The 25347-nt window shown below is 29.3% G+C and carries 27 protein-coding genes and 1 tRNA gene; 5 read left to right on the plus strand and 23 right to left on the minus strand.

Features of this window, described 5'->3' with window-relative positions; all coding sequences use genetic code 11:
- Positions 1-2 precede the first annotated feature (2 nt).
- Both rsxC and M2214_RS11795 read right to left on the minus strand, forming a co-directional pair.
- Entirely contained in the window at positions 3-1328 is a 1326-nt protein-coding gene (gene rsxC, locus M2214_RS11790) for an electron transport complex subunit RsxC (protein WP_248478336.1), read from the minus strand.
- A 208-nt stretch (positions 1329-1536) separates the two neighbouring features.
- The gene (locus M2214_RS11795) at positions 1537-2340 is read right to left on the minus strand and encodes an SPOR domain-containing protein (protein ID WP_248478345.1); all 804 of its coding nucleotides are present in this window, start codon (positions 2338-2340) and stop codon (positions 1537-1539) included.
- Between the two features lie 84 nt (positions 2341-2424).
- Here M2214_RS11795 and M2214_RS18235 point away from each other — a divergent pair, with 84 nt between their 5' ends.
- Complete coding sequence (locus tag M2214_RS18235) at positions 2425-2964, plus strand: lytic transglycosylase domain-containing protein (protein ID WP_305879798.1); 540 nt, start codon at positions 2425-2427, stop codon at positions 2962-2964.
- Positions 2965-3109: 145 nt separating this feature from the next.
- On the opposite strand, the gene M2214_RS11805 is transcribed toward M2214_RS18235, so the two are convergent.
- The 7 genes from M2214_RS11805 to M2214_RS11835 all read right to left on the minus strand — a co-directional run bounded on the left by M2214_RS11805 (position 3110) and on the right by M2214_RS11835 (position 9883).
- Positions 3110-3985, minus strand: coding sequence for a C40 family peptidase (locus tag M2214_RS11805; RefSeq protein WP_248478347.1), 876 nt, complete (start codon positions 3983-3985; stop codon positions 3110-3112).
- A gap of 82 nt (positions 3986-4067) precedes the next feature.
- Positions 4068-4592, minus strand: coding sequence for a DUF2284 domain-containing protein (locus M2214_RS11810; RefSeq protein ID WP_248478349.1), 525 nt, complete (start codon positions 4590-4592; stop codon positions 4068-4070).
- Between the two features lie 117 nt (positions 4593-4709).
- A complete protein-coding gene (locus M2214_RS11815) occupies positions 4710-5084 on the minus strand; it encodes a VOC family protein (RefSeq protein WP_248478357.1) in 375 nt (124 codons plus the stop codon).
- A 137-nt stretch (positions 5085-5221) separates the two neighbouring features.
- A complete protein-coding gene (locus tag M2214_RS11820) occupies positions 5222-6712 on the minus strand; it encodes a flotillin family protein (RefSeq protein WP_248478359.1) in 1491 nt (496 codons plus the stop codon).
- A gap of 33 nt (positions 6713-6745) precedes the next feature.
- Positions 6746-7261, minus strand: a complete 516-nt coding sequence (locus M2214_RS11825; RefSeq protein WP_248478361.1) for a hypothetical protein — start codon at positions 7259-7261, stop codon at positions 6746-6748.
- 146 nt (positions 7262-7407) lie between these two features.
- Positions 7408-9150 carry a 5'-nucleotidase C-terminal domain-containing protein gene (locus M2214_RS11830; RefSeq protein WP_248478363.1) on the minus strand — a complete coding sequence of 581 codons (1743 nt, stop codon included), beginning with the start codon at positions 9148-9150 and terminating at the stop codon, positions 7408-7410.
- Positions 9151-9319: 169 nt separating this feature from the next.
- Positions 9320-9883 carry an HD domain-containing protein gene (locus tag M2214_RS11835; protein WP_248478365.1) on the minus strand — a complete coding sequence of 188 codons (564 nt, stop codon included), beginning with the start codon at positions 9881-9883 and terminating at the stop codon, positions 9320-9322.
- Positions 9884-10075: 192 nt separating this feature from the next.
- Here M2214_RS11835 and M2214_RS11840 point away from each other — a divergent pair, with 192 nt between their 5' ends.
- Positions 10076-10288, plus strand: a complete 213-nt coding sequence (locus M2214_RS11840; protein ID WP_248478374.1) for a hypothetical protein — start codon at positions 10076-10078, stop codon at positions 10286-10288.
- A gap of 43 nt (positions 10289-10331) precedes the next feature.
- Here M2214_RS11840 and rd (M2214_RS11845) read toward each other — a convergent pair whose 3' ends face one another.
- The 8 genes from rd (M2214_RS11845) to M2214_RS11880 form a co-directional block, all read right to left on the minus strand.
- Positions 10332-10493, minus strand: coding sequence for a rubredoxin (rd, locus tag M2214_RS11845; protein WP_248478376.1), 162 nt, complete (start codon positions 10491-10493; stop codon positions 10332-10334).
- 92 nt (positions 10494-10585) lie between these two features.
- Positions 10586-10747 carry a rubredoxin gene (rd, locus tag M2214_RS11850; RefSeq protein WP_248478378.1) on the minus strand — a complete coding sequence of 54 codons (162 nt, stop codon included), beginning with the start codon at positions 10745-10747 and terminating at the stop codon, positions 10586-10588.
- A 93-nt stretch (positions 10748-10840) separates the two neighbouring features.
- On the minus strand, positions 10841-11002 hold the full coding sequence (gene rd / locus M2214_RS11855) for a rubredoxin (protein WP_099187603.1): 162 nt from the start codon (positions 11000-11002) through the stop codon (positions 10841-10843).
- A 200-nt stretch (positions 11003-11202) separates the two neighbouring features.
- Positions 11203-12000, minus strand: a complete 798-nt coding sequence (locus M2214_RS11860; protein WP_248478380.1) for a hypothetical protein — start codon at positions 11998-12000, stop codon at positions 11203-11205.
- A gap of 94 nt (positions 12001-12094) precedes the next feature.
- Positions 12095-12934 (minus strand): carboxylating nicotinate-nucleotide diphosphorylase, encoded by an 840-nt coding sequence (gene nadC, locus M2214_RS11865; RefSeq protein ID WP_248478389.1) that lies wholly within the window; start codon positions 12932-12934, stop codon positions 12095-12097.
- Entirely contained in the window at positions 12915-14219 is a 1305-nt protein-coding gene (locus tag M2214_RS11870; RefSeq protein ID WP_248478391.1) for an L-aspartate oxidase, read from the minus strand. The genes nadC and M2214_RS11870 overlap by 20 nt, the downstream gene beginning before the upstream one ends.
- 21 nt (positions 14220-14240) lie before the next feature.
- Positions 14241-15230, minus strand: a complete 990-nt coding sequence (gene nadA / locus M2214_RS11875; RefSeq protein ID WP_330651494.1) for a quinolinate synthase NadA — start codon at positions 15228-15230, stop codon at positions 14241-14243.
- Between the two features lie 156 nt (positions 15231-15386).
- Positions 15387-16340: an ROK family protein gene (locus tag M2214_RS11880; RefSeq protein ID WP_248478393.1), complete on the minus strand. Its 954-nt coding sequence runs from the start codon at positions 16338-16340 to the stop codon at positions 15387-15389.
- A 192-nt stretch (positions 16341-16532) separates the two neighbouring features.
- On the opposite strand from M2214_RS11880, the gene splB reads away from it, so the two are divergent.
- The 3 genes from splB to M2214_RS11895 all read left to right on the plus strand — a co-directional run bounded on the left by splB (position 16533) and on the right by M2214_RS11895 (position 18378).
- A complete protein-coding gene (gene splB / locus M2214_RS11885) occupies positions 16533-17540 on the plus strand; it encodes a spore photoproduct lyase (RefSeq protein ID WP_248478403.1) in 1008 nt (335 codons plus the stop codon).
- A 75-nt stretch (positions 17541-17615) separates the two neighbouring features.
- The gene (locus M2214_RS11890; RefSeq protein ID WP_248478406.1) at positions 17616-18056 is read left to right on the plus strand and encodes a YaiI/YqxD family protein; all 441 of its coding nucleotides are present in this window, start codon (positions 17616-17618) and stop codon (positions 18054-18056) included.
- 154 nt (positions 18057-18210) lie between these two features.
- Positions 18211-18378, plus strand: a complete 168-nt coding sequence (locus M2214_RS11895; RefSeq protein WP_248478408.1) for a DUF1540 domain-containing protein — start codon at positions 18211-18213, stop codon at positions 18376-18378.
- 13 nt (positions 18379-18391) lie between these two features.
- On the opposite strand, the gene M2214_RS11900 is transcribed toward M2214_RS11895, so the two are convergent.
- The 6 genes from M2214_RS11900 to polA form a co-directional block, all read right to left on the minus strand.
- Positions 18392-19477 (minus strand): GerAB/ArcD/ProY family transporter, encoded by a 1086-nt coding sequence (locus M2214_RS11900; protein WP_248478410.1) that lies wholly within the window; start codon positions 19475-19477, stop codon positions 18392-18394.
- Positions 19478-19759: 282 nt separating this feature from the next.
- A tRNA-Leu gene (locus tag M2214_RS11905) sits at positions 19760-19845 on the minus strand.
- A gap of 133 nt (positions 19846-19978) precedes the next feature.
- Positions 19979-21520, minus strand: coding sequence for an ABC transporter substrate-binding protein (locus M2214_RS11910; protein ID WP_248478412.1), 1542 nt, complete (start codon positions 21518-21520; stop codon positions 19979-19981).
- Positions 21521-21531: 11 nt separating this feature from the next.
- A complete protein-coding gene (locus M2214_RS11915) occupies positions 21532-22071 on the minus strand; it encodes a lytic transglycosylase domain-containing protein (protein WP_326521597.1) in 540 nt (179 codons plus the stop codon).
- Positions 22064-22666, minus strand: a complete 603-nt coding sequence (gene coaE / locus M2214_RS11920) for a dephospho-CoA kinase (RefSeq protein WP_248478420.1) — start codon at positions 22664-22666, stop codon at positions 22064-22066. The genes M2214_RS11915 and coaE overlap by 8 nt, the downstream gene beginning before the upstream one ends.
- 8 nt (positions 22667-22674) lie before the next feature.
- Positions 22675-25317 (minus strand): DNA polymerase I, encoded by a 2643-nt coding sequence (gene polA / locus M2214_RS11925; RefSeq protein WP_248478428.1) that lies wholly within the window; start codon positions 25315-25317, stop codon positions 22675-22677.
- Between the last annotated feature and the right edge of the window lie 30 nt (positions 25318-25347).

A 25347-nucleotide genomic window follows, 5' to 3' on the forward strand; every position in this document is an offset into this window, starting at 1 on the left:
TTTTACTTACTTTGTTTTCTTTTTTGTGCTATTATTTCTCTTTTTGCAACTCTTATTGACTGAAGAAGAGGTCTCTTTGATGGACATATAAATGAACATGATCCACATTCTATACAGTCAAGAGCTCTATAATCTTCCGCTCTATCAAAATTGTATTTTAATGAATGAGCACTTATGAAAAGTGGTTGTAAAAATGCAGGACATATATCTACACATTTACCACATCTTATACAATTGCTTGGATTTGGTAAAGTAGCTTCTTCTCTATTAAGACACAGTATACCAGATCCACCTTTAGTAACAGGTACTTCAAGTGTATATTGAGTAAGTCCCATCATAGGTCCTCCCATTATAACCTTGCCTGCTTCTTCTTTAAATCCGCCACATTGATTTATTATTTCCTCAAATGTAGTTCCTATCCTAATAAGTAGGTTAGTAGGATTTGCTATTGCGCTACCTGTAACAGTAGTTATTCTTTCTACAAGTGGCATACCTGTTGTTATAGTTTCGTATACTTGAGCTGCTGTTGCAACATTATTTACTACAACTCCAGCATCCATAGGTAGTCCACCCGATGGTACCTCTTTATTTGTACAAGCATATATAAGTTGCTTTTCGGCTCCCTGAGGATATTTAGTTCTAAGTCCTACAACCTCTATATTGCTTTCTTTTTCAGCAGCTTTAATCATAGCCTCTATTGCATCAGGCTTGTTATCTTCTATTCCTATATATCCTTTTTCAACATTTAAAACCTTCATTATAGCTTTAAGTCCATAAACTACAGACTCTGGATTTTCAAGCATAAGTCTATGGTCCGCTGTAAGATATGGCTCACACTCTGCTCCATTTAATATAACTGTATCTATTTTTTTGTCTTTTGGCGGTGATAGCTTTACATGAGTTGGGAATGTTGCTCCACCCATACCAACTATACCAGCTTCTTTTATTATTTCTAATATTTCCTCTCCTGTTAGAGATTCTATACTCCCTTTAGAAACAACGCTTTCATGGATTTCATTCGCGAAATCGTTTTCAATAACTACACATAATCCTTTTCCTCCTGGTACCGGACATTCCTTAATCGCCTTTACCTTACCAGAAACAGAAGAATGTACAGGTGCTGAAACAAAACCTTGTGCCTCTCCTATCTTTTGCCCTACTTTAACCGTGTCTCCAACATTAACAATAGCCTTAGATGGTGCCCCTATATGTTGTTGAAGAGGTATATATAAAGTAGCTGGATCTTTAGCTCTTTCTACCTTTATACTCTCAGTACTTTTCTTTCTGTGTGGCGGATGAACACCACCTCTAAAACTTAAGAGCTTCATTCATATTACCTCCTTACAATAAATTATAAATCAACTTGAAGTTACCAAGTATAAGTATTTATGTTCTCTGAAAAACATTTCAACATATAGTATACTATATTTTTTTTATAAAGTCCTATAAATCTTTTTTTTAACATACTTTAAATACCGTATTTTGTATTAATTTACAGAACAAAAGCAGGTGATAATCACCTGCTTTTAAATAAATCTATATATTTTTAATCTCATTTATAAATTCATTATACTGGAATAAGCTTGATATAAAAAGCTTTTCACAGGATTTCATATCTCCATTTCCCAGATTTTTATTTATAGATTTTATATTTTTTTTATCTAATTCGCAGAATTTCGACATTATTTTTTCGAAATTTTCTGTATACTTTTCTTTAGATTCCTTCAAATTCTTTGTTAATGAATCTACTATTTTACTTTTATCGTTAACTATTTTTATATAATCATCATAATTTGATGTTCCCAATTTATATTCATTCCAAAACTGCGACTCTTGTTTCATGTTTTCAATAAGAAGTTCTAAATCCTTACATACATCATTCATATATTCATATTTCTTTGTATACTCTAGATTTATAGATCCTATTTTTATTTTAGATATAAAAGCATCTGAATAACTAGATTTTATACCTTCTAAATACCTTCTTACATTAGGCTCTTCTAGAGATGTATATGTATATACTTTATAAGAATTTTCTTCTTTATGTACATAATTAGGTATATTAGCACTTTCAAGATTGTTTACTATACTTTCCACTTCTTTATAATCATTTAAAGATCCTACTTGTACAGAATATATTTCAAAACCTTCTACTTCTTTTTTAAAACCTTCTGATCCTTCTTTGTTATCGTCTTTTACTTCTATTTTTACAGCCTTTATTGTTTTTTTATTAGATATTTTGCTAAAAACATACTTTGATGTAGCCCAAGATGCTATAAGTGGTATGATTAAGAAAAATATAAGCAAAGATTTTTTTTGTTTTTTATACCTTTTATTCATTAGTTATTCCTCCCTATTTACTATTCTATATATTATTTATATAATATTCTTATATAAAATATTACTAAATAAGGAGTAGTATATATGAATAATTTAATAAATCAGATTTTTTTAAATAAACTTAACGAAATCCAGAGTAGAATACCTGTAAAAATAATCCCTAATAAAAATATAAATAATTTTAAAGAAGTATTAAATGAAAAATCTGCAAATATAAATTCATCCTCTATTGAAATTGCAATAAAAGAAGCTTCTTCAAAGTATAACATCGATGAAAATTTAATAAGATCTGTTATACAAGCTGAATCAAACTTTAATCCAAATGCTACTTCACACAAAGGAGCTATGGGACTTATGCAGTTAATGCCTAATACTGCAAAATCACTAAATGTACAAAATCCATATGATGTAAAAGAAAATGTACTAGGTGGTACAAAATACCTTGATTCTCTTTTAGATAAATATAACAGTGTACCCTTAGCTGTAGCTTCTTATAATGCTGGCCCAGGAAATGTAGATAAATATAATGGTATACCACCATTTAAAGAAACTCAAGGTTATGTTAATAAGGTTATGAATACATACAATAAACTAAAAAATGAAACTAAAAAAGGTGGTCTATAGGCCACCTTTTTTTATATAAAGAAATTATGTAATTTTGAATCTATATATAACATTGATTAAAGCTCTAAATTTGCATCTATTTTTAAGCAACGGAGCCCGGAGGACTCGTTGGCGACATGAGCTATGCGTTAGCATAAAGCGAATTTTAGTTTATTACTCTTCTTGCCGTAACATATGTCTTTTGGTAATATCCTTCACTTAAGCTAGATATCATAACATTAGCTTTAGCAGAAGATGCATGGATAAAATTACCATTTCCTATGTACATACCAACATGTCCTATACTAGAATTTCTACTAGTATCAAAAAATACTAGATCACCTAATCTTAATTGATCTTTTGAAACTGCTGTTCCTACACTACTTTGAGCTTTAGAACTATGTGGAAGGTCAATTCCTGCTCCATTTTTATAAACATACATAGTAAATCCTGAGCAATCAAAAGTATTAGGACCACTAGATGCCCACACATACTTGCTTCCTAATTTACTCTGAGCTACCTCATATAATTTAGTCAATTTGTCACTAGATCCTCTTGTTACATTCATATTATCTCTTTTGATGTCTATTAAAGAATGATATATGTATCCTGTTTGTTCCTCATTTATTTGAACCTTGTACCAATCTTCATTTTTATCTAATATTGTCACTTCATTTCCAGTATTTAGAATAGCTATAGAGTCACTTGCAGTTGTATTTGAACTTCTTACATTTACATTATTTCCATTCACAACTCCTACGGCTTGTTTTTTAGTGGAATATTGAGAACTAACCCATCCTTCTTGAGAAGAGTTTAATTTGATTTTATACCAACCTTCTTGTTCTTCAAGAATTAAGTATCTTTGACCTGAGTTTACCTTAGTTATAATATTAGCATTTAGATTATTTTCGCTTCTTACATTCAAATTATTAGCATTTATTTGTGCTTCTTCATATGTGCTTGCTGATGGTTTAGATATATTAAAAGTTAGTGATATAATCATAGCTAGTGCAGGCGCTACTATTTTTTTCATATTTGCCATATATTTCCTCCTTAGTTATATAATGTTCCCTTTTACTGTATTCGACATTATTTTAAATTTCCCTCTATTTTTTTTTATTTTTTTATTCTACTAGTAAAATTCCAATTAAATTAATTATACTATAGCCGGAATAATCTATTTTTATATTTACATTTTTTAGAGTTTTATCTAAATTTACACCTACAGCTTCAGGAGAAAACCTTCTAAGGCTTGGTTTTGAACACTTTTCTTTACATATTTGACATTCATTGCAAGATCCAGGTCTCAAAAGATGTGCAAAAGTATATCCACTATTAAAAGCAAATTTTTCTATTTCAATCATTTTTCTAAAAGATTCTCGCCTTGCATCCTCCCATTCATCTATCATATTTTCTTTTGAAGAAGTCTTATATTCTTCTAAAAGTATAAGAGCCTTATCATATTCACTCAATATTTTCTTAAACTTATCTATACTAATGCAGTTAGGTGGACAGTTTAGTCTTTTTCCAAAATCCTTACATCCATAAGCACATTTTAAGTAAACCCTTTCCTCAACTATAATATCTTTAGCCTCTATAGTGTATGCTTTTATATTGTGACTATTTGAAAAATCTACAATATCATTCATAGGTACCTCCCCCAAAAACTTAAAAAATTATAATTTATATAATGTATATTTTAAATTATACATTATATAAATTCGTTTTAAAATAATAAAAAAGTCCTTATAATAAGGACTTTTTTATTATTTATTCTTAGGAGGAATTATCTCTATCCAATAATTATCTGGATCTGCGATGAAGTATATTCCCATTTCTTTATTTTCATAGCATATGCATTCTATATTTTTATGATGTTCATATGCTTTTTCAAAATCATCGGTTTCAAATGCTAAATGGAATTCATTTTCACCTAAATTATAACTCTCTTTTCTATCTCTAAGCCAAGTAAGTTCAAGCTTATGATTGTTTTCTCCATCACCTAAGAATACTAGTATAAAACTTCCATCACTAGCTACTTTTCTTCTAGTTTCTACAAGTCCTAGAGCTTCTTCATAAAATTTTATACTTTTTTCAAGATCTAATACATTAAAGTTATTGTGATTGAATGTAAACTTCATTTTGGTCCTCCTCTATTTATTAATTTATCAATATAATAATATCATAAATAAAACTTTGATTCATTCCAAATTTAGGTTTTTAAAGAAACAGCTATCTCTTTAGAAAATATTTCCTATTTCGAGATAGCTACTTTTATCTATTTATTTTCATCTACTTCATTAATCTCAACAGCATCTGATACTTCTATTTTGTTTATATCTTCAGGTACAAATTTACTTTTTACAATATCCATTATATTAACACCTGTTAGAGCCTCTACCGATTCTGGGAGCTGGCTCATTATATCAGTTACATATCCTGTAACCTTTGATGCTCCACCTTTACCTTCAGTATTTCCATTATCTATTATAACTATTTTTTCAGTTTTTGTTAGAGGTTCTGCTATTGATTTTGCTATATCTGGTAGTTTTTCAACTAGCATTTGAGTAATAGCGGCTTCATTATATTGCTTGAACGCCTCTGCTTTAGCTTGCATAGCTTCAGCTTCTGCCTTACCTCTTTCTTTTATGATATCAACCTCTGCAAGTCCTTCAAGCCTTCTAGCTTCAGCTCTTGCCTGACCTTCAAGCTTTATAGATTGGGCTCTTGCTTCAGCATCTTGTATTTGTTTGTATTTTTCTGCATCTGCACGTTTTTCTGCTTCATATTTGTTAGCATCTGCTTGCTTTTTAACCTTTGCATCAAGATCTTTTTCTACTCTTACAGCTTCTTTTTCAGCAATCTCAATCTGTTTGTCTTGTTCTAGTAACTTAACCTGCATCTCAGTTTCTACAACTTCTTTTTTAACCTTATTCTGCTCGATTTCATAAGCAAGGTCAGCTTGTGCTGTTTGAACTTGTTGTTCTTGTCTGTATGCTTGAACTTTTAATTCCTTATTTTTATTAAATTCTGAGATTTCAGTTTCAGATTCAAGTCTTGCTCTTTCTCCTTCTTTATAAGCTATTGCAGTTTGAATCTTAGAATCTCTTTGAGCTTCTGATTTTTTAATTTCAGTTTCTGATTTTGCTTTAGCTTCAGCTATTTCAGCATCTCTCTTAACTTCAGATATTCTCTTTTTACCTAGAGCTTTTAAGTATCCATTCTCATCAGATATATCCCTTATTGTAAACGCCTTTATTTCAAGACCCATTTGAGCAAGATCAACTGCAGCAACTTCTTGAACTTGAGATGCAAATTTTTCTCTATTCTTATATATTTCTTCTACTGTCATTGTAGATATAATCTCACGTAATTTTCCTTCAAGAACATCTTTAGAAGTTTCCTTTATTCTATCTATTGTATCTGCTTCCTTGCCAGTATTGAATTGCTCCATAGCAGAATATATAGATTCTTCATCTGATTTCACCTTAACAACAGTAACTCCATCTACAGTTAATTCAACACCTTCTTCTGTAAGAGCTCCATCTGTTCTAAGTTCAATTTTCATATTTTCCAAGGAAATAATATCAGTTCTTTCAAGTAGAGGTATCACAAGTCCCCCTCCACCAGATATAACCCTCTTTTTAAGTCCAGTTACAACTCTAGCCTTATCTTGAGGAACTTTCTTCCACATAGATAAAAAGCCACCAACAAGAATAAGTATGACTAGTACTATTATCACTGGATAGATTAATGTTTCTAATGCCATTTAGTACTCCCCCTTAATTTTTAATTAATTTTATTATATAGTATCCACATAAAATACATCGTTTTCTATGAGTACTATTACAACCTTACTATTAAATTCAACTCTTTTACCTTCTATATGCTTGGCTGGTGAGTTATATGTATTGCCGTTCATGTTATATTTTATCTGTCCAAACCCATCTTCAACAATAGTAGCTATAACTTTAGCATATTGCCCTATTAGTTTCTTTTGAGATTCAGCGGATGTATTTTCAGCTTTTTTTAAAAAACAGAATATATATCTATTTATTAAATATGAAGTTATAAATGCTACAACTAAAGAAATTCCAAATGCATACAAAGATTGTTGACCATCTCTAATTTGTATAATTCCCATTCCACCAAATACAGTTATAAACATAGCTATAACAGCCGGTTTAATTGGTATTATATTAAAATACCCAAAATCTATATCTGCATCAAAGTCCATATCCATTATACTACCTAGCATAAAGCTTGCTAAACTATATAAAACTCCAACCCAAAACAAAAAATAATATATTTTCAACATAAATATCACCCCTTCAAAGCAATATTTCCACTATAAATATTACCATATTTTTACTATAATGTATATATTGTATATGGAAATATTTATTAAAAGTATTATAACTTTATAGTATACAAAAAAAAAGAGGACCAAAGTCCTCTTTTTTACTACTTAACTGGAATAGACAGTTTTTGTCCAGGATATATTAAGTTTGGATTTTTTAATGAATTAAGCTCAGCTATTGTTTTCCAGTCAACATTATATTTCTTTCCTATTTTATAAAGAGCATCTCCCTTTATAACTACATAAGTTACAGCTTCAGGCTTAACTTCTGGTTTAACTTCAGGCTTAACTTCTGGTTTAACTTCAGGCTTAACTTCTGATTCTTTTACTACTAGTCTATCTTGTTTTTTGTAGTCTATAGATTTAACATTTTTAATTTCATCAATTAAAGCATCTCTTATAGCTACAGTTTCACCTAATGCTTTAGCATCTTTGAATGATATATAACCATCTCCACCAGCTGCCATAAAGTCATTAGTTACAACTTTGTATGTCTTGTTTAAGTCAACTTCTTCTCCATTATCTAAAGTCATTTTTACTACTTTATTTCCTTTTTTAGCACCTTTTATGTACTCAACTGTAACTCCTGAGAACTGAATCGATCCTATTTCTTGATTTTCAATTCCATTTTCGAAAGCCTCTTTTATTTGAGCTCCTGTCATTTCAAAAGATGCTAATACATTGTCAAAAGGCATTACTTCATACATTTTTCCAACAGTTATATCTCCAGCTGGAACATTAACTCTAAGTCCACCACCATTAGTCATTGCAATATCTGCACCCGCTAATTTTTTCATAACATCTGTAGTCCATTGTCCTAAAGTACTAGTTGTAAAGTCATTACGGTCATGATCTAATTCATTCACTGTTTTACCTATAACTTCATCTAATATAGGTGCTATTTCTTCTCTGTCTTTAGCTACCATTTCTTTTACAGAAACATCTTCTGCTAAAGTATCTGGTCTTGAGTATAATAAATCTATTGAAGCTTCTTTTTTAACTATTTTCTTTGTATCTTTATCTACTGCGAATGATATTTTTCCTAAAGCTCTACCTTGCTTGTATCCTTGAACTACAGGTATATCATTTACTAGTCCTGAAACTCTTTGATGAGAATGTCCTAATATAATTCCATCAACATTTTCTACATCAGCAAGCTCTGGAACTTCAATTTTTATTTCTTTTGTTTTTGAATCTTGGAATGCTCCTATATGAGCAAGTATTATAACTATGTCTGCTCCATCTTCTTTAACCTTTGGAACCATTTCTTTTGCAACTTCTGCTGGATTTTTAAACTCTATATCAGCAACATTTGCAGGATTTGTTTTATAAGCTGTTTCTTGAGTTGTAAGACCTATAATTCCTACTTTTATTCCATCTAATTCAACTATCTTATAAGGATCAGCCCACTCAACTGTCTTATTAGTTTTTTTGTCGTAAATATTAGCTGCTAAAAATGGTACTCCTGAAATTTCTTCCCACTTACTTATCTTATCCATTCCCCAATCGAATTCATGATTACCAACTGCTGAATACATTATTCCAGCTTCTTTCATGAATTTAGCAACAGGCTCTCCATATAAAAGGTTTGATTCTGGTGAACCATTGTAGTTATCTCCTGCAGATAATATTATTGTATTTGGATTATTTTGTTTCGCTTTTTTTAATTCATTTGCTAATTTTGCTGCACCTACATTCTTTCCATTTTCATTAAGCGAACCGTGAAAATCATTAATTTGTAAAATATCTATGTTTACTTTTTCTGCAGCCTTAGCTACTGGAACTTGTCCAAACATAGTTAAAGCCATTAAAAATGAAACTATAAAAGCTGTAAAACGTTTTCTCATTTTAACTAAATCTCCCTTCATTCTTTTATTTACATACTAGTGTCTTATTATTATACTAAATATAAACTATTTTTTCAATATTTGTATAATTTATTACCTTTTTATTGCATTTTTTGTGATTTAAGCTGTAAATTTCAAAAAATCACATAAAAAATATTTAATAAATTTTTTATAATTCTAGAATATCAGCTATTTCAACCATGGCATCAAGAGACATCTTTGCAAAATCAGCAAATTCTATTCCTAGTTTTTCTATAGATCTCATAGCTTCTCTATTTGCTCCAGCTGCAAACCTAGTTTCTTTCATTCTTTTTGTTATAGATTTTACTTTTACACTACTTATCTTTTTATCAGGATAGACAAGGGCTATAGCAGTTATGAAGCCAGTTATAGGATCTGCTGCATAAAGTGCTCTATCAAATTTGTTTTCTATTTTAGTTCCATTACATGGGTTATGAGCACATATAGCATGATACATCTCTTCATTCCCAAAACTCTCATCCTTAAGTATTTCAACAGTTTTTGGACCATGAAGAGACATATCACTTTTCCAATCTACAGTATCATTATCAAGATCATGTAAAAGACCAGCCAATCCCCACATTTCTTCACTTTTAGGTTCTAATTTTCTCGCAAGAGCTCTCATTACACTTTCAACAGCATAGCTGTGCTTTATAATATGAGGTGTTGTTATATGCGTGTTGATTAGCTCAATAGCTTTTTCTCTATTCATACTTATCCCTCCTAAATATAATATAATCATCTTATCATGTTACTTTCAATTTATTCCAATTCTAACATATCCAGCCTAATACATCTAGTTTTATATGAAAATAGCATAAAACGAATTTTATTTTTGGTGAATAAACATAGTTTTTTGTAATATGTAAATACTAATATTATATTTTGTTAAGGAGGTTTTAATATGTTAAATAGAAGTCATATAGATTTAGATAAGTTAAACAAAGTTCCATCAAATCACCCATTTGAGTACAGAGACGTTGTAAGTGATGATTTTCCAAAAGATTCTCATGGAATAGATGGTAGAAGATTTAAATCAGAAGTTGAACATGGTAAATATAAAAATGTAGCAATTTACAGAGAATCAGATGATAGAGTTCAGTATAAGAAATTGTAAAAAAGCCATGGACTTAATAAAGTCCATGGCTTTTGTTTATATTTTAAGCTTCTTCTTCAAATTGATCTTTACCTACTCCACATAAAGGACATAACCAATCCTCTGGTACATCTTCCCACTTAGTTCCTGCTGCTACTCCGTTATCTGGATCTCCCTCTGTTGGATCATATACATAACCACATACTACACATACATATTTTTTCATTTTCTATTCCTCCATATTATTTATATTTAAAATTATTATATTCTTATTTATATCTAATATCTACCCTTTATATTTAATTTAAAACATATTTTTTAAACTTCTTCTTCAAATTGATCTTTACCTACTGAGCATAAAGGACATAACCAATCCTCTGGTACATCTTCCCACTTAGTTCCTGCTGCTACTCCGTTATCTGGATCTCCCTCTGTTGGATCATATACATAACCACATACTACACATACATATTTTTTCATTTTCTATTCCTCCATATCATTTATATTTAAAATTATTAAGTTCTTATTTGTATTTATTATTTACCCTTTATATTTAATTTAAAACATATTTTTTTAAGCTTCTTCTTCAAATTGATCTTTACCTACTGCACATAAAGGACATAACCAATCCTCTGGCACATCTTCCCACTTAGTTCCTGCTGCTACTCCGTTATCTGGATCTCCCTCTGTTGGATCATATACATAACCACATACTACACATACATACTTTTTCATTTCCTATTCCTCCATATATTTTATATTTATTAAGTTCTTATTTGTATTTATTATTTACCCTATAAAATTAGTATTAAACATATAATTTTCAATTTGTAGATAACTTTAATTAAAAATCTACATTTGCAACTATTTTAAGCAACGGAGCCAGTAGGGATCGTTGGCGACATGAGTCAGTGCGTAGCAACTAGACGAATTTTTTATATGTTTTTTTCAAAGGCTAAATCTTGGTATACAAAAAATCCATTTTTCTTATAAAACTTAATTAGATCCTTTCTTTTTATGTATTTCTTATTTTCATTCACATAACCTTTTATATAGTCTACTGGTCTAGGAAGTTTCATATTTCTTATCAATGTTTTCAAATTAGAAAGTGCAAATGTAGCATGCCCACATCTTAATTTATCAGTAGATGCATTTATTTTGTCTATATATATATAATCATCTTTATATTTAAATTCCATTTTTAAAGAGCTTTTATACTCACTCTTAGTCTTGTTCAAATTTCCATAGACAATATATACATTTCCTTTTTCATCGTTATTGTAATAGTTCATATTATCGCAAACTAAACATACTAAATCGTAATTTTTATCAAATCCAAACTTAATAAATAAATCCTCTATATTGTATTCATTTTTCAAATAAAATATATCCTTAAATGTATTTATATATTGATTATATTTACTTATATCAGTTTGAATTTTCTCCTTTAAATAATCATGCCTTTTAATAGCTTCATCTATGCATGATTTACATTTTCCTTTTTTAAAGTTGATACATTTAAGTGGACATATATTTTTTTCAGTGTTTAATAGTATATTTTCAATATTTATTTCACTCAAATCCATCTCTAGAATTTTTTTTATATCATTAAAGTCTACAATTTCTTTTAGTCTATATATTTTTTCGTGCAGTATATTATGTATAGAAATCAAGTCATTCATAGAAGCTTCAATTTTGATTCTTCTTTTTTTTCTACATTTGTTATATACCACAATATCCCTCCATATACTAATATCCATATGGTATATGTTTATTATGAAGAGTTTGTTTATATGCAAAAAATAAGACCTCTAAATTTTAGAAGTCTCAATTTTCTATTATTAAATTTTTCATACTTATATCCAATGCCTTCACTGAATGCGTAAGAGCACCACATGATATATAGTCTACACCAGTTTCTGCTATACTTCTAATTTTATCTATTGAAACATTACCTGAAGCCTCTGTTATAGCTTTTTTATCAATTATTTTAACAGCCTCTTTCATATTTTCTATACTCATATTATCCAACATTATTATGTCTGCCCCTGCTTCTAGAGCTTCTTTAACTTCTTCTATACTCTCAACTTCAACTTCAACCTTTCTAACAAATGATGTATTTTCTTTTGCAAGCCTTACAGCATTTGTTATACCTCCAGCTGCTTGTATATGATTATCTTTAAGCATAACACCATCAGATAAACTAAATCTATGATTGCACCCTCCTCCGACTTTGACTGAATACTTTTCAAGAATCCTTAAATTCGGAGTTGTCTTCCTTGTATCTAAAAGTTTTGCTTTGCTTCCATCTATTTTTTGCACCATTTTATTCGTTATTGTTGCTATACCACTCATTCTTTGTAAAAGATTTAGAGCTATTCTTTCTCCTGTAAGCACATTTCTTGTATTCCCTTTTATAATTCCTATAATCTGCTTATTCTCAACTTTTTCACCATCTCTAACCTTAAATTCAACTTGAACATTGCCTATTAAATCAAATACCCTTTTAAAAACATGCAAACCTGCAATAACTCCATTTTCCTTTACTATGAGTTGTACTGAGCATAGACTATGTTCACTTAATATTGAATTTGTTGAAATATCTCCATAAACGCTGTCTTCTATTAATGCGTTCTTGATAATCTCATCAATAATTAACCAATTCATTTTTTAGATCTCCCCTCACTTTAACAAGCTCGTTTAATGCTATTCTCACGTTCTCTTGTTTTACATTTGATGCATTTATACAATTATATCTTTCATTAAATGTTAGCTTATTAAGTTCTATATCGTCTATATAATCATTTATAATTATGGATGCTCTTCTAGAAAATACTAACGCTTCCTGAAGTGAATTACTTGCCAATCTATTTACTCCATGGACACCTGTACAACTAACTTCTCCACAGGCAAATAATCTGTTCATTGATGTTCTTGAATATGTGTCCACAGTAATCCCACCCATAAAATAATGCTGAGCAGGAGTAACAGGTATTCTATCCTTCGTCATATCTATTCCCTTATTTATACAAGCTTCATATATATTTGGGAATCTGTCTACTATATACTGACTATTTTTATGAGTTATATCTAAAAAAACATATTCTGAATTTGATTGTAATTCTTCAGTGAAGATAGCTTTTGAAACCACATCTCTTGGCAATAGTTCATCAATAAATCTCATACCTCTGCTGTTTAATAGATATGCGCCTTCTCCTCTTACTGCTTCTGAAATAAGGAACCTTCTATTATCTCCTTTTTCATATAAAGAAGTTGGATGGAATTGTATATAATTTATATCCTTAAGATTGATTTTATGCTTACAGGCTATAGAAATACCGTCACCAGTAAGTGTTTTTACATTAGTTGAATTTTTAAATAATCCTCCAATACCACCACAAGCTAATATGGTTATCTTAGAATGAATGTTTATTACTTTATTACCCTTTACAGCTATTCCCCCAAAGCATGTATTATTTTTCTCAATAATATCAATTAAGCAGCTCTCTTCTATTATTTCTATATTATTTTTTTCTTTAACTCTTTTTAATAATACATCAAATACTTCTTTACCCGTTCTGTCCTTACAATGAACTATTCTTTTTTTGCAATGAGCAGCTTCTCTGGTATATTTAAGATTTCCATCTGCACTATCAAACTTAACTCCTAATTTAATAAGGCTATTAATATTATCAATAGATTCTTCTGCTAAAATTCTAACTGCTTCTTCATTATTTTTATATTGACCTGCTTTTAAAGTATCCTGTACATAACTTTCAATATCATACTTATCTCGTGCTGTAGCTATACCACCCTGAGCTAAATATGAGTTGCAATCATCTACCTTTTCCTTAGTAACCATTACCACCTTAATATTATTCTTTAAGTGAAGTGCACTGTATAAGCCTGCAATACCAGTACCCACAATAAGTACATCTGCATAAACTTTCATTTTATACGCCTCCAAATTTAATTATCCTAATTCATGCATTTTTCTTAAAGCATTTTCAGCCTTAACCCTCACCTCTTCGTCAACATGAATTTCATTTGATAAATCTTCAAGACAATTATACACATCTTTTATAGTTGTAATTTTCATGTTCTTACAGACCATATTTAATGGGTAAAATCTCTTATTAGGATTTCTTTTTCTAAGTTCATGTAATATCCCCACATCAGTGACAACTATAAATTCTTGCTTATTACTATTAGACGCATACTCTATTATCTGTCCTGTACTTCCTACAAAATCACCAAGTTTTCTAACTTCTTTCGTACATTCTGGATGAATTAAAACTTCTACATCTTCACCATACTTTTCTTTCGCTTCTATAACATCTTCAGATCTTATATTATTATGAATACAACAGAATCCATCCCAAAGTATTATTCTTTTTTCTGGCACTTTTTCTTGAATATATGATCCTAAATTTTTATCTGGAACAAATATTATTTCATCGCTATCAATATTTTTACATATTTTCATAGCACTTGATGAAGTACAACATACATCAGAAATAGCCTTTACTTCTGTGCTTGAATTTACATAACACAACACCTTAGCATTTGGGTACTCTTTCTTCATTTTTTCAATCTCATCAGCTCTAGCCATAACTGCCATACCACATAGTGCTTCTTCATTAGGTAGTAACACTGTCTTGCTAGGAGATAATATTTTTGCACTCTCAGCCATAAATTTAACACCACAGAAAACTATTACATCAGCATTACTATCAAAGCCTACTTTACTCAAATAATAAGAATCACCAACATAATCTGCTATATCTTGAATTTCAGAGTTCTGATAATAATGAGCCAAAATAATAGCATTTTTTTCTATTTTTAATTTTTTTATTTTTTCAACTATAGAATTCATTTTATTCACCTCTATATAAATTTTAAACCTTCTTTCAGTACATACAGGTGTATATACACCTGTATGTACACTATACCATCTTAACATATATTTATCAACACAAAATTCGCTTCATTATATCGCATGGTTCATGCCGCCAACGAGTCCTAACGGACTCCGTTGCTTAAAAATACAAAAGAACTGACACCTAACGGTTGTCAGTTCTTTTGTATTTAAAATCATATTTAAGTATATAATAATTTCCTATTCATTATAAAAAGCTAAAGCTCCAGCTCCAATAAGTCCACAATCGTCTCTTTTAGCTTTTTCTATTTTGCAAATTTGAGTACTAGGCTTTAAAGACATGCTGTTTATAGTATTCATCATCTTGTCGTAGAACATATCTAAACAATTAGATACTCCTCCTCCTATACTTATTTTTTCCGGATTGTACATAGCAATAATATTAAAAATACCAACGCCTAAGTAGTACCCCTCATTTTCTACTATTTCTAAAGCAAACTTATCTCCTTTTTTAGCTGCTTCAAATACATGTTCAGCCTTTACTTTACCACCTTTTGAAAGTTCTGATATAATACTTTCTTCGTTTGTAATTCTCTCAGAGGCAATTTTTTCTATAGCCGTTCCAGATGCATAAGCCTCAAAGCACCCATCATTTCCACAATTGCATTTTCTACCATTTAGATTAATTATCATATGACCAGCTTCGAATCCATTTGAGTTAGCTCCTACTTGAAGCTTAGAATCTATTATAGCTCCACCGCCAACTCCTGTGCTAACAGTTATATATATAAAGTTTTTGCATCCTTTCCCAAATCCAAATAAATACTCTCCAAGAGCTGCTGCATTACCATCATTTTGCAGCTTTATATTAATACCTTCAAATTCATCAGATAGCTTTTCTACTAGCTTTACATTTTTCCAACCTTTTAAATTTCCACTTTCAACTATTATTCCTTTTTCACTATCTATTGGTCCAGGAGAACCTATTCCTATTCCCTTTAAGTCATTCTTAGCTAAATTTAATCTTTCTAACAATTCATATATAGTCTTTTTTATATTATTTATACTATTATCAGGTCCTTTTTCAACCTCTGTAGGTATCTTAATATTATCAAGTACTTCTCCTTCTTTAGTCATAATACCTATGTTAATCTTAGTTCCACCTAAATCAACTGCACAATATAAATCCTTCATTAAAATCACCTTCTTCTAGTAGTATGTATTAACAAATTCACTTTATATTATTATAACATTTTTATAATTTGAATTTTAGTTAAAATTTTATTTTTTTAAATTATTAAATATATTTTATGAGTTGATTTAATATACAATTCAATTTGAATAAATTCAATATTACTTTGAAACACTAATGAAGAGGTGAAAAACATGAAAAATTTTATACCAGATAAAGCATATGTAGATCCTAGAGCTCTAAAATACGATGTAGGTCAAATTGCTATTAATCATCTAAAAGAATTAAATATTCCTATAGAACAATCTAGAAAAGTTTTAATAGACGGAAAAAATGCGTCAGAAAACTACTCAAAATCAAAAAAAACTATATATATAACAGTTAATAAACAAAAAAAACTGAGACCTTGTAAACCGTCTGCAGACTATCAGTTTTCTCTATCAAGCTCATGCCCGGGCCACTGCGAGTACTGTTATCTTCAAACTACTCAAGGCGAAAAACCATTTATGAAGCTATTTGTAAATATAGACGAGATATTAGATGTAATTAATGATCATATAGATAAAAATTCAAATATTACAACATTTGAATGCGGAAGTATAACAGACCCTGTTGCACTTGAACACTTGACTGGAAATCTCAAAAAATGCATAGAATTTTTTTCAAAATCGGAAAATGGAAGACTTAGAGTTATAACTAAATACGACAATATAGATTCTTTTTTAAATATAAATCATAGCAATCATACTAAATTTAGATTCAGTATAAATACAAGATATGTTATAGATAACTTTGAGCATAATACATCAAGCTTTGACGAAAGAATAAACGCATCTAAAAAAATAGCTTCAAGTAATTATCCTCTAGGATTTATAATAGCTCCAATTATGATTTATGATAATTGGAAGGATGAATACAAAGAGTTAATATTAAAACTTAAAGAAGAGCTAAAAGACTACAACAATCCTATAACTTTTGAACTTATACAGCATAGGTTTACAAGCACTGCCAAAGAATTAATACTTACTCGCTTCCCAAATACCAAACTTGACCTAGATGAAGAAAACAGACAGCTAAAATGGGGACCTTATGGTAAATTCAAGTATGTATACCCTAAAGAAAAAAGCAGCGAAATAAAAGAGTATATATCAAAACTCATATACGACAATTTTGAAAACAGTACTATAGAGTATTTTACTTAATTTTTCATTTAGTATATAAATCACTCTATATAAACGATATAATATGTATTATAACAATATACAAAGGAGTAATTTATGAGAATTCTTGTTGATGCAGATGCTTGTCCTGTTAAGGATATAATAATTAAAGTTGCCAAGCAGCTTAATATAGCAGTTATGATGTTTATAGACACTAGTCATGTCCTAAATGATGATTATTCAACAGTTATTATGGTTGGTCAGGGAAAAGACTCTGTTGATATGGCTTTGATAAATTCAGTTGAAGAAGGAGATATAATTATTACTCAAGACTATGGTCTAGCTGCCATGGTTCTTGCAAAAAAAGCTCATGTTATAAATCAAAACGGACTTATTTATAATGATGACAACATAGATATGCTACTTCTTCAAAGACATTTATCTCAAAAAGCTAGAAAAGCTAAAAAAAGGATTAAAAGTGCCAAAAAAAGAACTAAATCAGACAACGACTTGTTTGAAAGAAACTTTATTGAGCTTTGTAAATCATTAATCCGATAAAAAATACAACTTATATGTTGTATTTCCTTAGGTGAGCATGAACTGTGTAATTTTTTGTATTTCCCAGGAAAATATATTTTTTTATGTAAATAATTCTTGTTATTAATCTCTTAAAAAAGCTAATACTATTATTAGACTTTTAGGAGGTGTTAAAATGGATCAAGGAAACCTTAATATAGGATGTACTGTTAGCGAGTGTAGACATCATGCTAAGACTGTAAACAACTGTACTCTCACTCATATAGAAGTTGTTAAACATAAGTCTCAAGCTACCTCTCCAGAATGTACAGACTGTGGAAGTTTTGAAAAAGACGAATACTAAAAAAACTCCGCCTTTAAAGGTGGAGTTTTTTCTTTTTTATTTCCGCAGCAATCCATATAATAATAGGAGCAACTACTTGAAATGGAAATTTATAATAAGGTGATACCGTAGAAGCAAATTTTATAACATCCATTACGCTATCATATATAGAAAAGGATAGCATTCCCATTAGTAAAGCAACCGGAGTCACTATGAAACGATAATCAGTATAACCAGATATTTTACTAATTCCTTTACATACTGCCAATAAGCATATACTCATTTTTATATATCCTCCTAATAAAAATATAACCGCTGCTATAATTTCCCCTCTCTGAACTAAGTTTCCAATATCTATTCTTGATGCAACGACATAAGAAGGATAGTATAAATCTGATGCTATATTTACATCTAAAACAAGAATATTCATTAAATTAAATACAACTAAAATAATCCCTCCTATCATTAATCCATTCATATAAACTTTATAAGGAGATTTCTTTGTCTCAAAATCAGCGAAAAACATAGTAAATATTACAGTTTCAACAAAAGGAAATGCAAATGAATAAAATGTTCCTTTTAGAATGGGTTTTACTCCATTATATAAAACAGGACGGATATTATCGATATTCATATTAGGGATTGATAATACTATAATTGCAAATATAGAAACTATAATAACAGGTGTAAAAAATTCAACCCATCTCCCTAATGCTTCAATTCCTTCTTTTACTCCCCAAATTCCAAGAATTATAATACCTAGTATCGGAATAATTCTAGGAGTTTCACGCATAGAAACTATAGTAATAAAATAACCAAAATCACTTGCTATTAGGGCTCCTATATGAAATGCAAACCAAATATATAATATGCTTACTACCTTACCAATAAACTTCCCAAAGCAAATATCAAGTATGTCAAACAAATCGCTTTGTGGGAAAATATAGTGTAAGCGGGCATATATAATAATTACCGGAAATGCCATAAATATAGATAAAATATTAGCTATCCATACATCCTGCTTAGCATCTAATCCCATTACTATTATTGTTGATGTTCCTATTATAGATAGAATTATAAAATATATCCCTTGTTTATCAGAGATAACTTCTTTATTCATTATATAGTTCTCCAATCTCATAGCTGATTAGTGTTCAGTTTATTTTTCAAAATAATCCAATTCAGTTCAATTATAGTTTAACCTAATAATCATATTTAATAATCTCTCTTCAAAATAAAAAATTCGCTTTATGCTACCGCATAGCTCATGTCGCCAACGGGTCCTACGGGCTCTGTTGCTTAAAATAGTTGCTAGTTTAATTCTTTCAACAGCATTATCTGCAGAAATAAAATCTTATAATTTTCTATAAAATAAAAAAAGACCCTCAGGTCTTTATATAATTGGTGCGGATGACGGGACTTGAACCCATACGAGCGTAGCTCACTACCCCCTCAAGATAGCGTGTCTGCCGATTCCACCACATCCGCATATTTAATCTTTAATAATATTTTAATTGTTATATATACATAAGTCAATATATTTTTAAAAGCCGTTAAAAGTTAATTACTCTTAACGGCTTTTTATATCTAATGGAATCATATAATTTTTAAAGCAAATCTTTTATTCGCTTATATATATTTTTTCAAAGCCATTATATATATTGAATTCACTTGAATCTAATTTTCCTTTAATTTTATTATTTAAAACTAAGTTCTTATCCTTAATCAAAAGACTTATAAACGGAATGTTATTACTAACATATTTCTCTAGTTCATTATAATTTTGTATCTTTTCAGATTCACTATTAGAGCTTATAAGCTTTTGAATCAATATATTTACATTATCATCATTGTAGTTTGTAAAACTATTATAGAAATTAAACATAGGGTCTGGGACAATAGGAAGTGTCCATCCTAAAAGAGCTAGATCATAATCCTTGTTATTAATAGCATTTGTAAGTTCTTCTTCAGAAAGCTCTACTATTTTTATATCAATCCCTACATCTGCAAGATAATTTTTTATTAAATAAGCTTCTTTTAGTCTTTCAAAATTTTGTTTATTTACAACAGCTTTAAACTGGACTCCCTCTAAATTTATATTACTCAGATGTTTTTTTGCCTTATCTATATCGAATTTTATAACTTCTAATTCTTTATTATAGTATTTTGATTTTTTATTCAATGGAAATTCCACTATATCTCCATTATCCAAATAAACATCCTTTAGTATTTTTTCTCTATCTATACTATGCAATAAAGCTTTTCTAAAGTTTATATCTTGTATATACTGATTATCAAAATTTAAAGCTATGAATTCGTACTCATTTCCTGTATATTCTCTAATATCAAATCTTTTAACAGGAAACTGTCCGCTTATTATCTTATCTATTTTACAAATATCTGTTTCAAGAGATATAAGCATACTCTCTTGTGCTTCTTTATCCGGTACTATAACTAGCCTTACCTTATCTATATAAGGTTTTTTGTCGTAGTACTCTTCATTTTTTACTAAATCTATATACTTTCTTTTTTCGTATTTATCTATTTTATACATTCCAGATCCTATCAAATTATTCGAATAAAGATTCATGCCATCTATACTCAAACCAGAAAGTCTATGCTTTGGAAGTATTGGAAATATAAAATTTTCTAAAGAAAAAGAATATGCACTGTTAAATACTATGTTAAAACTAGTATCAGATAAAACATCAACCCTAGATACGTTCTTAACCAAAGGTTTATAAGTGCTTTTATCTAATGTTTTTAGTAAATTTATTGTAAACTGAACATCTTGACTTGTTAGGCTAACTCCATCATGCCAACGTATATTATCCTTTAAACTTATATTTAAGCTCATTCCATCCTGAGAAACAGTATAATCTTTTACAAGCTTTGGCTTTATATTATAATTTTCATCTACTATAAATAGACTATCATAAACCAATTTAAGGGCTTGATCTAATGATTTTTCATTATTTAAAAGTGGATTTAATGTTTTAAATTCAACAACAGAAATATTTATTGATCCACCTTCCTTAGGAGTTAAGTCTTCCTCTTGTAATATAGCTTTTTTCAAATCTTCATTTATCTTAGTATCACTTTTGCTACATCCAAAGAGAAATACAGCCATAACTAAAAGAAAAATAATTTTAATTTTTTTCATTTGCTTTCTCCTCATTTCTCGTAAATAGCTTTGTATCTTTCATAATATTTATTTACCTTATCAACATAATCTCTAGTTTCTTTAAAAGGTATATTTTGTAAGTTTATTCCATTATTACTATACCTTTGATCTTTTAGCCATTTTTCTACATTGCCAGATCCACCATTATATGCGGCTATTACTAAGTCCTTATCATCAAACTGATTAAAGAGCTTGCTTATATACCAACATCCCATTTGAATATTTGTCTCTGGATTAAATATATTTATATCACCCATTTGAAGTTCATCTTGAGCCCACTGCTGAGTAATATTTGATATTTGCATAAGGCCTTTAGCCTCCCTGTTAGACTCAGCGTAAGGAAAAAATTTGCTTTCGGCTTTCATTATAGAAAATACCAAATATGGGTCTATATCGTATTCTTTAGAATATTTCATTACATACTCTTCATAATGTTTAGGATATACTATTTTTAAATACTTATCTACTCCAAATATTAAACCCGCAATAAGTATAATAGCGCAGATAATAAAATACTTCTTTTTAATCAAAACACGTTTCCTCCACATAGTCACAAAATTTTTCTACATCTAACTCAAGCTTATCCTGATTATAAGAATTATCTATTATATAATCAGCATACTTCTTCTTATCTTCTACCCTCATCTGAGATCTAATTCTTAATATCGCATCTTCTTTATTTATATTGTCTCTTTTTACGATTCTTTCAATCTGTATATTTTCATTACAAATAACAAGAAGTACCATATCGACTAGATCTAATAAATTAGCCTCTATTAAAAGAGGTGCATCTAATACTACAATCTTTTTGCCTTGTTCCTTAAATTTATCTATACTGACTTTTATCTTATTTGTAATTATAGGATGTGTTATAGAATTTAGTTTTTTAAGCTTAACTTCATCGGAGAAAACAATACTTCCTAATTTTTTTCTATCTAAAATCTTATCAGAATTAAGTATTTCACTTCCAAAACATTTGACAACCTCATCAAGAGCTTTCTTATCATCAAATATTTTTCTTGAAATTTTATCTGCATCTATTATGTTTATATTTTTTTTCTTTAAAATATTAGAAACTGTGCTTTTCCCACTTCCTATTGATCCTGTAAGACCTATTACTATCATATTCTCACCTACTTTGTTTCATACCATGATTTCCCTGTATTAAGGTCTACATTAAGTCTAACCTTCATATTCACAGCATTTTCCATTTCATTTTTCAAAATCTTCTCAACTTTATCTATTTCCTCTTCATATGCCTCTATTATAAGTTCATCGTGAACTTGTAAAATAAGCTTTGACTTTAAATTTTCTTCTTTAAGCTTTTTATATACATTCACCATGGCAATCTTTATAACATCAGCAGCACTTCCTTGTATAGGTGTATTCATAGCTAATCTTTTTCCTAAGTTTCTAACTATAAAATTCTTAGAATTTATCTCTGGAATATATCTTCTTCTGTTAAGAATAGTACTTACATATCCATCAACTTTAGCCTTTTCTACTATATCATCCATATATTTTTTTATATTAGGATATTTATCAAAATAATTATCTATATACTCTTTAGCTTTTTTAGCAGGTATATTTAAATTTTTAGATAATCCAAAATCACTAATTCCATATACTATACCGAAGTTAACAGCCTTTGCAGCACTTCTCATTTCACTATCAACATCTTTTATATCAACACCAAATACCTTTGCCGCAGTGCTTGTATGAATATCTTCTCCACTTTCAAATGCATGTATCAAGTTCTCATCATCACTTATGTGCGCAAGAACTCTAAGCTCTATTTGAGAGTAATCTGCATCAACAAGACTATACCCTTCAGTTGGTATGAATACCTTTCTTAAATTTCTTCCCATTTCAAGTCTTACAGGAATATTTTGAAGATTAGGCTCAGTAGATGATATTCTTCCTGTAGTAGTTATAGTTTGATTAAAAGATGAATGAATCCTCTTACTCTTTTGATTTATTATATTTAAAAGACCATCTACATAAGTAGATTGTAACTTAACAATCTGTCTATATTCAGATATCTTATCTATTATTTCATGTTCAGATCTTAATTTTTCCAGGACCTCAGCGTTAGTTGAATATCCAGTTTTAGTCTTTTTGATTATAGGAAGTTCTAATTTTTCAAATAGTATAACCCCTAACTGCTTAGGTGAATTTATATTAAATTCTTCTCCGGCCATATCGTATATAGTTTTCTCTAAGTTTTGAATAATACCCCCGTATTCTTCCTTAAGCTGTTCTAATTTTTCAATATCAACCTTGAATCCTTCATGCTCCATATATCCTAAAACTTCAACAAGTGGCATTTCTATATCATAAAAAAGTTCATGCATTTCATACTCATCTATAGTTTTCTCCATTTCATTTTTTATCCCTACAACAACCTCAATTAAACTATTAAAGTATCCAATTAAAACTTCTTCTTCTAATTCTTCAAATTTCTTTGCTTTCTTACCCTTGCCTAAGAGCTCTTCTTCACTTTTTACCTTCTTACCCATATACTTTGCTGCCAAGTTGTCATGTAAGTAATTAGAACTTGTAGCATCTATTAAGTATTCTCCTATTACAATATCAAAATTCATATTTTTAATATCTATATCGTAACTTCTTAAAGCTATATACTCTTCTTTCAATTTATAACCGTATTTTTGTATATCTTCTGATTCTAATACACCTTTTAATCTTAATATGAATTTTTCCTCGTTTATATAATATATTTTACTTCCATCAAAACTTATGAACATATATATAATGTTTTTATCTAGTATATTTCCTTGTTTTGTAACCGATTTCAAAAACATGTGTTTTTTATCATTTATTTCATCTATAATAGTATCTATATTTTCGTCACTTACTAATATAGACTCTATATTGGTATCATCCTGAACCTCTTTGTCCATACTTATTTTTTTAATTAAACTGTTAAATCCGTATAAGTTAAAAAGCTTTATTATCTTTTGTTCATCATAATTTTCAAGCTTTAATTCATCCACATTCATATCAATAGGCATATCTCTTACTATTGTAGCAAGGCGTTTACTCATAAGGGCTGTGTCTATATTTTCCTCCATTTTCTTTTTTACGCTTCCCTTTAGCTTGTCTGTATTTTGAACTAAATTTTCAATAGTTTCAAACTCTTTTAAAAGCTTAATACCAGTTTTTTCTCCTATTCCAGGTACTCCTGGTATATTATCAGACTTATCTCCCATAAGTCCTTTAAGGTCTATAAACTGATTTGGAGTTAGCTCATATCTTTTTAGAACTTCATCATAGTCATAGATTTCAAGTTCTGTTATCCCTTTTTTAGTTATAAGTATCTTAGTCTTATTAGATGCAAGTTGTATAGCATCCTTATCTCCAGTAACTACAATCACCTCAAAACCATCTTCTTCAGCAATTTTAGATACTGTTCCAATTATATCATCAGCTTCAAAGCCTTCCATTTCAAGCCTATGTATCTTAAATGCATCTAAAAGTTCTTTTAACGGCTCAACCTGAACTCTTAATTCATCAGGCATCTTTTTTCTTCCAGCCTTATAATTTTCATACTGCTTATGTCTAAACGTAGGTGCTTTAAGGTCAAATGCAACACTCATATGAGTTGGTTCATATTCGTCTATTATCTTAAACAACATAGTAGTAAATCCATATATTGCATTAGTATGTAATCCTTCTTTATTCATAAGATCTGGTAGAGCATAAAATGCTCTATTCATCAAAGAGTTTCCATCTATTATAACAAGTCTTTTATTCAAATTTATCACACTCCATATTCAAAATAACAT

The sequence above is a fragment of the Tepidibacter aestuarii genome (assembly GCF_934924865.1).
In the GTDB taxonomy this organism is placed as follows: domain Bacteria; phylum Bacillota; class Clostridia; order Peptostreptococcales; family Peptostreptococcaceae; genus Tepidibacter_A; species Tepidibacter_A aestuarii.

Bases quoted from the DNA above. Each gene is read 5' to 3' on its own strand.
- M2214_RS11870 (WP_248478391.1), bottom strand. From the start codon at position 14,219: ATGAAAGTTTATGCAGATGTACTTATTGTGGGTACTGGTATTGCAGGC.
- nadA (WP_330651494.1), bottom strand. From the start codon at position 15,230: ATGTTAAGATGGTATAGTGTACATACAGGTGTATATACACCTGTATGT.
- rd (WP_099187603.1), bottom strand. From the start codon at position 11,002: ATGAAAAAGTATGTATGTGTAGTATGTGGTTATGTATATGATCCAACA.
- M2214_RS11890 (WP_248478406.1), top strand. From the start codon at position 17,616: ATGAGAATTCTTGTTGATGCAGATGCTTGTCCTGTTAAGGATATAATA.
- M2214_RS11880 (WP_248478393.1), bottom strand. From the start codon at position 16,340: ATGAAGGATTTATATTGTGCAGTTGATTTAGGTGGAACTAAGATTAAC.
- M2214_RS11900 (WP_248478410.1), bottom strand. From the start codon at position 19,477: ATGAATAAAGAAGTTATCTCTGATAAACAAGGGATATATTTTATAATT.
- M2214_RS11805 (WP_248478347.1), bottom strand. From the start codon at position 3,985: ATGGCAAATATGAAAAAAATAGTAGCGCCTGCACTAGCTATGATTATA.
- M2214_RS11810 (WP_248478349.1), bottom strand. From the start codon at position 4,592: ATGAATGATATTGTAGATTTTTCAAATAGTCACAATATAAAAGCATAC.
- M2214_RS11910 (WP_248478412.1), bottom strand. From the start codon at position 21,520: ATGAAAAAAATTAAAATTATTTTTCTTTTAGTTATGGCTGTATTTCTC.
- M2214_RS11825 (WP_248478361.1), bottom strand. From the start codon at position 7,261: ATGTTGAAAATATATTATTTTTTGTTTTGGGTTGGAGTTTTATATAGT.
- M2214_RS11795 (WP_248478345.1), bottom strand. From the start codon at position 2,340: ATGAATAAAAGGTATAAAAAACAAAAAAAATCTTTGCTTATATTTTTC.
- M2214_RS18235 (WP_305879798.1), top strand. From the start codon at position 2,425: ATGAATAATTTAATAAATCAGATTTTTTTAAATAAACTTAACGAAATC.
- coaE (WP_248478420.1), bottom strand. From the start codon at position 22,666: ATGATAGTAATAGGTCTTACAGGATCAATAGGAAGTGGGAAAAGCACA.
- nadC (WP_248478389.1), bottom strand. From the start codon at position 12,934: ATGAATTGGTTAATTATTGATGAGATTATCAAGAACGCATTAATAGAA.
- M2214_RS11830 (WP_248478363.1), bottom strand. From the start codon at position 9,150: ATGAGAAAACGTTTTACAGCTTTTATAGTTTCATTTTTAATGGCTTTA.
- rd (WP_248478376.1), bottom strand. From the start codon at position 10,493: ATGAAAAAATATGTATGTGTAGTATGTGGTTATGTATATGATCCAACA.
- M2214_RS11815 (WP_248478357.1), bottom strand. From the start codon at position 5,084: ATGAAGTTTACATTCAATCACAATAACTTTAATGTATTAGATCTTGAA.
- M2214_RS11840 (WP_248478374.1), top strand. From the start codon at position 10,076: ATGTTAAATAGAAGTCATATAGATTTAGATAAGTTAAACAAAGTTCCA.
- M2214_RS11835 (WP_248478365.1), bottom strand. From the start codon at position 9,883: ATGAATAGAGAAAAAGCTATTGAGCTAATCAACACGCATATAACAACA.
- splB (WP_248478403.1), top strand. From the start codon at position 16,533: ATGAAAAATTTTATACCAGATAAAGCATATGTAGATCCTAGAGCTCTA.
- rsxC (WP_248478336.1), bottom strand. From the start codon at position 1,328: ATGAAGCTCTTAAGTTTTAGAGGTGGTGTTCATCCGCCACACAGAAAG.
- M2214_RS11895 (WP_248478408.1), top strand. From the start codon at position 18,211: ATGGATCAAGGAAACCTTAATATAGGATGTACTGTTAGCGAGTGTAGA.
- rd (WP_248478378.1), bottom strand. From the start codon at position 10,747: ATGAAAAAATATGTATGTGTAGTATGTGGTTATGTATATGATCCAACA.
- M2214_RS11820 (WP_248478359.1), bottom strand. From the start codon at position 6,712: ATGGCATTAGAAACATTAATCTATCCAGTGATAATAGTACTAGTCATA.